This is a genomic window from Streptomyces sp. NPDC001709 (assembly GCF_053596375.1).
The window spans coordinates 126,946-133,181 of the sequence record NZ_JBSFGB010000028.1 but is presented as its reverse complement, the minus strand read 5'-3'; the positions used below and the strand labels follow the sequence as shown (position 1 = coordinate 133,181).

At 71.3% G+C, this 6,236-nt stretch carries 7 protein-coding genes; 3 read left to right on the top strand and 4 right to left on the bottom strand.

The genetic code is table 11. The features are described 5' to 3' along the window. Both ACWC0C_RS33640 and ACWC0C_RS33635 read right to left on the bottom strand, forming a co-directional pair. Positions 1 to 629 (bottom strand): maltotransferase domain-containing protein (locus ACWC0C_RS33640; RefSeq protein WP_450867894.1); only part of this gene is annotated, 629 nt, incomplete at its 3' end. A 67-nt stretch (positions 630 to 696) separates the two neighbouring features. Next, positions 697 to 1,035 carry a DUF5133 domain-containing protein gene (locus ACWC0C_RS33635; protein WP_449201512.1) on the bottom strand — a complete coding sequence of 113 codons (339 nt, stop codon included), beginning with the start codon at positions 1,033 to 1,035 and terminating at the stop codon, positions 697 to 699. A gap of 327 nt (positions 1,036 to 1,362) precedes the next feature. Here ACWC0C_RS33635 and ACWC0C_RS33630 point away from each other — a divergent pair, with 327 nt between their 5' ends. Then, positions 1,363 to 1,908, top strand: coding sequence for a pep a2 (locus tag ACWC0C_RS33630; RefSeq protein WP_449201511.1), 546 nt, complete (start codon positions 1,363 to 1,365; stop codon positions 1,906 to 1,908). Then, positions 1,905 to 4,049, top strand: a complete 2,145-nt coding sequence (gene glgX / locus ACWC0C_RS33625; RefSeq protein ID WP_450867892.1) for a glycogen debranching protein GlgX — start codon at positions 1,905 to 1,907, stop codon at positions 4,047 to 4,049. The genes ACWC0C_RS33630 and glgX overlap by 4 nt, the downstream gene beginning before the upstream one ends. Positions 4,050 to 4,091: 42 nt before the next feature. Here glgX and ACWC0C_RS33620 read toward each other — a convergent pair whose 3' ends face one another. Further along, positions 4,092 to 4,901: a VOC family protein gene (locus ACWC0C_RS33620; protein ID WP_449201509.1), complete on the bottom strand. Its 810-nt coding sequence runs from the start codon at positions 4,899 to 4,901 to the stop codon at positions 4,092 to 4,094. A gap of 128 nt (positions 4,902 to 5,029) precedes the next feature. Here ACWC0C_RS33620 and ACWC0C_RS33615 point away from each other — a divergent pair, with 128 nt between their 5' ends. Next, positions 5,030 to 5,344: an ANTAR domain-containing protein gene (locus ACWC0C_RS33615; protein ID WP_449201517.1), complete on the top strand. Its 315-nt coding sequence runs from the start codon at positions 5,030 to 5,032 to the stop codon at positions 5,342 to 5,344. A 14-nt stretch (positions 5,345 to 5,358) separates the two neighbouring features. On the opposite strand, the gene ACWC0C_RS33610 is transcribed toward ACWC0C_RS33615, so the two are convergent. Beyond that, a complete protein-coding gene (locus tag ACWC0C_RS33610) occupies positions 5,359 to 6,150 on the bottom strand; it encodes an RNA polymerase sigma factor SigF (protein ID WP_450867890.1) in 792 nt (263 codons plus the stop codon). Positions 6,151 to 6,236: the final 86 nt, after the last annotated feature.

Sequence of the window (6,236 nt, the reverse complement as noted above, 5' to 3'; positions counted from 1 at the left end):
GAGCGCGGGAAGAACTCGTACCAGGAGCCGTACAGGGCGCGTTCGCGCTCCACCAGCAGCGGCATCGGGTCGGAGGCGGTGACCAGCTCCCGCAACGGATAGCGAGCCAGGAGCGCGTCCATCTCGGGCGACAGGGCAGCCTTCAGGCGTTCGTGCACCGACAGGGAGTCGTCGCCGAGGGCCTGCGCGGCGGCGCGGACGGCGGTTCGCTCCGGGCCCTTCGGCACACCGGCGGCCGCGCGCTCGTACAGCTCGGCACCCTCCTCCAGCACCAGGCCGATGTCGATCCCGGCCGGCACCTTCACCGAGGCGGTGTGCCGCCAGGTCGCCAGCGGGTGGCTCCAGGCCTCCACCCGGAAGGTCCACCGGCCCGTCGCGTCCGCGGTGATCTCCGCGCCCCAGAGGTCGCTGCCGGGGGACAGTTCACGCATCGGCGTCCACGGGCCACGGCGGCCCTTCGGATCGCGCAGGACCACATTGGCGCCCACGGCGTCGTGCCCTTCTCGGAACACGGTGGCCGTCACCTGGAAGGTCTCCCCGGCCACCGCCTTCGCCGGGCGCCTGCCGCACTCCACGGCCGGCCGGACGTCGCGTACCGGTACACGGCCGATGGCCGGGGTCCTGCGCATGTATCTCACCTCCGCCGTGCGCGAAGCCGGGCACCCGGCCCGGCTTCGCGATCCGAGAAGGGCCGGCTCACGCCGGTCCCGTGGGGAATGCCTTGTACGGTGCCAGGTCAGGCGCCGGCGCCGTGGAACGCCGCTCCGGTGGTGGCGCTCGTCTGGCCGACCGGCGCGGCCGCGGTCGTCCGTCCTGCTCGCGCAGGTAGGTGACCAGGTTGGTGCGCAGATAGCGCTCGGCGGCATCCGCGGCCTCGCGGGCGCAGCGTTTGCCCATCAGCACGCACAGTGTGTAGCCCGAGTCCTCGAAGGTGGCCCGGACCGTGCGGTCGTGGGGCGAGGCGAGCATCACGCGCTCCCACGCCCGGTAACGCCGCAACGCCCGGGCCACTTCGGCCTTGGCGGGTAGCAGCATTGCCCTCTTCACCCTCCACGCTCTCGACTGGGCGCGTTCCCGACGGTCGGGTGGTGTCCGCGCGCGGGAGGGCACGGCACCGTTACGGCGATCGAGGCTTTCACTTATGGTGCACGGACGACGACGCAGCGTCTTGTTGGATCTTCAACCACGGGCGGGTGCCGGGCTCTCGTGTTGCACGAATGGCGTAGTGCCCGCACCGTAGAGGTGACTCAGAAGCGATCAGCGCTCACGCTGTGTGTCCGGGACCTTTCCCGGGCGGGCATCCGGGATCCCTCCCGGACGGGCGAGGGGAGCGAGAGCTTCGCCGGTGAGGAGCAAGCGACGATGAAGACCGCAGTGCCCTGCTACTACCACATCGATGTGGAAGTCAGCCCGGAACGGGTGGGACAGGTCAGCCGCATCCTGGCCGCCCACCTCCGCTACTGGGACCTCGAGAACCTCGCGGACCCCGTCTGCCGCGGCGCCGAACTGCTGCTGCGGGCGATCGACCAGCACGCCACCGACAAGCACACGTCGATCGAGATGTGGTGGAACGGCCAGCACCTCATCACCGCGTTCGGGGACGACGACCCGGATCTGCGCCCCGACCAGGACCTGCGCGCCTGCCTCGCCGACATCGCCGCCATGAGCGACGGCTGGGGCTGCTGCACCTCGGAGACCGGCAGCAAGATCATCTGGTTCTCGCAGCGCGCCCGTGCCGGCGAGCGGGTCCCGCTGGTGCCGACCGCGCCCGCGCCCACGCTGCGGCAGGGGCTCCAGGTGCCGCGCGAACTGCCGGTGGCGGTGCTGGCCGCCCCGGCGCGCGCCGTGGACGACGCGCTCGGTGCGCCGGCCGCCGTACTGGGCGACGCCCTGGAGGGCAGCCGGTGACCGCCCGCAAGAGAAGGAAAGGGCTGTCCGTGTGGAGCGGGCAGCCCTACCCGTTGGGTGCCGCGTTCGACGGACAGGGCACCAACTTCGCCCTGTTCAGCGAGGTGGCCGAGCGGGTCGAGCTGATCCTCGTGAACGACGCCGGACGCGAGACCCCCGTCCGGCTGCACGAGGTCGACGGATTCGTCTGGCACGCCTATCTGCCCGGCATCGCGCCGGGCCAGCGCTACGGCTACCGGGTGTACGGCCCCTGGCAGCCCTCGCTCGGCCACCGGTGCAATCCGGCGAAGCTGCTGCTCGACCCGTACGCCCGGGCCGTCGACGGGCAGATCGACAACCACGCCTCGCTGTACGAGCGGGCTCCGGACGGCCCCGCCCCCGCCGACAGCGCCGGGCACTCCATGCTGGGCGTGGTCACGGACGCGTCCTTCGACTGGGGCGACGACCGCCCGCCGCGGACGCCGTACTCGGACTCGGTGATCTACGAGGCGCATGTGCGCGGCCTGACCCGCGCCCACCCGGACGTCCCCGAGCGGCTGCGCGGCACCTACGCCGGCCTCGCGCACCCCGCCGTCCTCGAGCACCTGACCTCGCTCGGGGTGACCGCGGTGGAGCTGATGCCGGTGCACCAGTTCGTACAGGACGGGGTGTTGCAGGACCGGGGCCTGTCCAACTACTGGGGCTACAACACCATCGGCTTCTTCGCCCCGCACAACGCCTACGCCGCCTTCGGCACCCTCGGCCAGCAGGTCGACGAGTTCAAGGCCATGGTGAAGGCGCTGCACGCGGCCGGCCTCGAAGTGATCCTCGACGTGGTCTACAACCACACCGCCGAGGGCAACGAGATGGGGCCGACCCTGTCCTTCCGGGGCATCGACAACGCCTCCTACTACCGCCTGGTCGACGGCGACTGGGCGCATTACTACGACACCACCGGCACCGGCAACAGCCTGCTGATGCGGCACCCTTACGTGCTCCAGCTGATCATGGACTCGCTGCGGTACTGGGTCACCGAGATGCATGTCGACGGCTTCCGCTTCGACCTCGCCGCCACGCTGGCCCGGCAGTTCCACGAGGTGGACCGGCTCTCGGCGTTCTTCGACCTGATCCAGCAGGACCCGGTGATCAGCCGCGTCAAGCTCATCGCCGAGCCCTGGGACGTGGGGGAGGGCGGCTACCAGGTGGGCAACTTCCCGCCGTTGTGGTCGGAGTGGAACGGCAAGTACCGGGACGCCGTACGGGACTTCTGGCGGGCCGAGCCCGGCTCGCTCGGCGAGTTCGCCTCCCGGCTGACCGGCTCCTCCGACCTGTACCAGCACAGCAGGCGCCGGCCGCGCGCGAGCGTCAACTTCGTCACCGCGCACGACGGTTTCACGCTGCGTGACCTGGTGTCGTACAACGACAAGCACAATGAGGCCAACGGCGAGGACAACCGGGACGGCGAGAGCCACAACCGGTCCTGGAACTGCGGCGCGGAGGGCGAGACCCGCGATCCCACCGTCCTCGAACTGCGCGCCCGCCAGCAGCGCAACCTGCTGGCCACGCTGCTGCTGTCGCAGGGCATCCCGATGCTCTGCCACGGCGACGAACTCGGCCGCACCCAGCGGGGCAACAACAACGCCTACTGCCAGGATGACGAAATCTCCTGGGTGGACTGGGAGCTGACGGAGGAGCAGCGGTCCCTGGCGGAGTTCACCCGGCACCTGATCGCCCTGCGCGCCGCGCACCCCGTGCTGCGGCGGCGCCGCTTCTTCCGCGGCGAGACCGCGACCAACGCCGAACAGCCGCTGCCCGACCTGATGTGGCTCAGGCCCGACGCCCGCGAGATGGCCGCCCGGGACTGGCAGCGTGGCGACGCGCACTCGGTGACCGTGTTCCTCAACGGCGACGCCATCGCCGAACGCGACGCCTACGGGCGCCGCATGGCCGACGACTCCTTCCTGCTGCTCGTCAACGGCTACTGGGAACCGGTCGACTTCCGCCTGCCCGACGAGTCCTTCGGCGAGCGCTGGACGACCCTGATCGACACCGCCGACCCGGACGGAATCCCGGACGAACGCGAACACAAGGCCGGTACGAGGCTCCGCGGCGAGGCCCGCAGCCTGATCTTGCTGTCGCGTCCGTCCCGGGTCGCGAGGTGAGTGCCTGTCTGCGGGTGCGGGCGGACGACGCGTCCCCCCGGCTCAGCGAGCGCGGTGTGACGTCACCGTGAACTGGGCGCCGTCCTGATCCCGCAGGATCGCCTCGTCCTCCTCCTCGCTCAGGACGCTGCCGCCGTGCTTTTCCGCCGTCCGGGCGCAGCCGATGACGTCCGCGACGGCGAAGTGGATCTGCCAGTGCGGCCGCACGGAGGGATCCGGTGCCGACTCCACCGCGCCCGAGTCGATGCGCGCCACGATGTCGCCCTGGCTGCGCAGCACCACCTCGCCGCCCTCGTACTCCACCTCGCAGCAGCCCGGCTTCCCGGACGCCCAGTCGAGGATCTCGCCGTAGAACATCGCGGCGTCGAAGGCGTCGCGGGTGTGCAGCCGGATGAAGGTCGGTGACGCCCGCCGCCAGGCCTCCCAGTTGCCGACCAGCTCCCCCTGCCAGATGCCGAAGGTGGCCCCGTCCCGGTCGGCGAGCAGCGCGGCCCGGCCCGGCGGGAAGGACAGCGGTCCGACGGCCGCCGTACCGCCGCGCTCGCGGACCCGGGCCACCGCCACGTCGGCGTCCGGAACGGCGAAGTACGGCGTCCAGGCCACCGCCATCTGCCACATGGCGGCGACCGCGGCGATCCCCGCCACCGGCACCCCGTCCGCCAGCGCGATACGGAAGTGCTCGCCCAGCTTGGCGCCACGCCAGCGCCAGCCTAGGACGGCCGTGTAGAACTCCTGGGTGGCCGCGAGATCACGGCTGGTCAGGCTCACCCAGCACGGGGCGCCGAAGACGGAGTGCGTGGAGACGACGTCTCGCTTGCGCGGTCCACCGCTGACGGGGGCGTTGTCGTTCATGGCAGTCGCGTCCTGCTCTCGGGGCCGGGCGGCCACCGGTCTGGCACCAGTGTCCAACCGGAACGGGGTCCGGTGCCTGTCGAGTACCCCCGGTGGCATCGGTCCAGGCCACCGAGGACCATGGGGACATGGGTGCGAGCGAGCCCGACCGGATCGCGGAGCTGCAGGCGGAAGTCGACCAGTTGAAGGAGGCCGTGACCTCCCACGCGGTCGTCGACCAGGCGATCGGAATGATCGTGGCCCTGGGCAGGATGACCCCGGACGAGGGCTGGGAGGTGCTGAAGGAGGTCTCCCAGCACACCAACATCAAGCTGCGCAACATAGCGGAGCTGATCCTCATCTGGGGCCGCCGCGGCGACATCCCGCCCGAGGTCCGCGCGGCGCTGGAGGACGCCCTCGACCGGTACAGCCCCACTCAGCTGCCCGGAGCCGCCGAGGAGTGAGTCCCGGGCGGGGTTCAGCGGGCCTCGGCGAGCACCTCCTCGCGCAGCCGGTCGCAGCAGCTGCTGAGCAGGCGGGACACGTGCATCTGCGAGATGCCGAGCTGCTGGGCGATCCGGCTCTGTGTCATTCCGCGGAAGAACCGCAGGTAGAGGATGATGCGCTCGCGTTCCGGCAGCGCCTCGAGACACGGCCTGACGGCGGCCCGGTCGACCACGAGGTCGTATCCGGGGTCGGGGCCGCCGAGGGAGTCCCCGAGGGCGTAGCCGTCCGTCCCGGCCACCTCGGCGTCCAGGGACAGCGCGGAGAAGCACTCCAGCGCCTCCATGCCGGTGCGCACCTCGTCCTCGCTGAGCCGCGTGAAGGCGGCGATCTCCGCCACGGTGGGCGGACGCCCGGAGGTGCTCTGGGCCAGTTCCTTCGTGGCGGAACGGACCCGGTTGCGCAGGTCCTGCACCCGGCGCGGTACGTGCAGGGTCCACATGTGGTCGCGGAAGTGGCGCTTGATCTCACCGGTGATGGTGGGCACGGCGTACGCCTCGAAGGCGCGGCCGCGCTCCGGGTCGTAGTGGTCGACGGCCTTCACCAGACCGAGGGCGGCCACCTGGTACAGGTCCTCCAGGGCCTCCCCGCGGCCGCGGAACCGCACGGCGATCCGCTCGGCCATGGGCAGCCACAGCTGGACCAGTTCATCACGCAGCGCCCGCCGCTCGGGGCCGTCGGGCAACTGCGCGAGCCGCTCGAAGGACTCCGCCGTGTCGGGGGCGTCATCGTGGGGATGGGAGGTCGTGCTGCCGGTGACACTCATCGTGCGCACCTCTCTCAGCAGGTGCTGGATGGACAGACACCGTGGGAGGCGCGCGCGGACCAGGGAAAGGACACCGGGGCGTCCGG

Excerpts from the sequence above, each read along its gene's own strand:
- ACWC0C_RS33615 (WP_449201517.1), top strand. The coding sequence starts at position 5,030 with ATGGGTGCGAGCGAGCCCGACCGGATCGCGGAGCTGCAGGCGGAAGTC.
- ACWC0C_RS33635 (WP_449201512.1), bottom strand. The coding sequence starts at position 1,035 with ATGCTGCTACCCGCCAAGGCCGAAGTGGCCCGGGCGTTGCGGCGTTAC.
- ACWC0C_RS33620 (WP_449201509.1), bottom strand. The coding sequence starts at position 4,901 with ATGAACGACAACGCCCCCGTCAGCGGTGGACCGCGCAAGCGAGACGTC.
- ACWC0C_RS33630 (WP_449201511.1), top strand. The coding sequence starts at position 1,363 with ATGAAGACCGCAGTGCCCTGCTACTACCACATCGATGTGGAAGTCAGC.
- ACWC0C_RS33610 (WP_450867890.1), bottom strand. The coding sequence starts at position 6,150 with ATGAGTGTCACCGGCAGCACGACCTCCCATCCCCACGATGACGCCCCC.